The organism is Synechococcus sp. R55.7, assembly GCF_047461955.1.
In the GTDB taxonomy this organism is placed as follows: Bacteria; Cyanobacteriota; Cyanobacteriia; order Thermostichales; family Thermostichaceae; genus Thermostichus.
This window is the reverse complement of the sequence record NZ_JANSIC010000458.1, coordinates 1-737: the sequence shown is the minus strand read 5'-3', so window position 1 is coordinate 737 and position 737 is coordinate 1. Positions and strand designations below refer to the sequence as shown.

General features: G+C 53.1%; 1 protein-coding gene. It reads left to right on the top strand.

The features are described 5' to 3' along the window. Positions 1 to 165: 165 nt before the first annotated feature. Positions 166 to 737, top strand: a 572-nt coding sequence (locus NW820_RS13110) for an ureidoglycolate lyase (RefSeq protein WP_041437468.1), incomplete at its 3' end; no start/stop codon positions are given.

Sequence of the window (737 nt, the reverse complement as noted above, 5' to 3'; positions counted from 1 at the left end):
CAAAGTTAAGAATTAAAAGTTAAGAATTAAATAAGAATCAAAGATGTATAGACCGTTACCGGGAAAACCGTTTCTTTACCTATTGCTCTCAGTAAGACAATTAAGATAGAAAGCCTGACTCCAATCCAATTGACCCCAGTCCAATCAAGAGCGAGGATGCAAACCATGAGCACGACTGCAACTGCCACCACCGTTGTCCGGGTGCCGATTGTGGATGCCACCCCAGAAAATGTGCAACCCTTCGGCCAACTTATAGGGGACGATGTGGCCAATCCTGGGCTGGGGATCCCCTTTTATCAGGGGCGTGTCCTGGAAGGACAGAACATCGACTTTCAATACACCGGCAGAGCCGTTATCCGTACGGCTAAGATCCTGCCCGGATATCCACCTGTGCTCTGGCTGGAGCGCCACATGCGTATGACCCAGTTGTTTGTCGGCCTGGGGCAAGAGCCGTTCATCATGGTGATGGCTCCTCCCAACCATCCCAAAGCAGCTCCCGATCTCGACAAAGTACAAGCCCTGCGATTCCCTGCCGGGCATGGGCTGCTGCTGCACCTCGGCACGTGGCACGATTTCCCCATTGCCTGCGAGCGCCCCGTTGTGGTGCTAACCGCCAACTCCGAAGAAGTGGTGGAAGCCCTGGCCAGCATGGAAGATGCCCACGAAATGAATCAGGGAGATGTATTCAAAATTTCCCTCCCCCAACGGCTAAAAGCGGAGATCCACCTAGAGCTGGT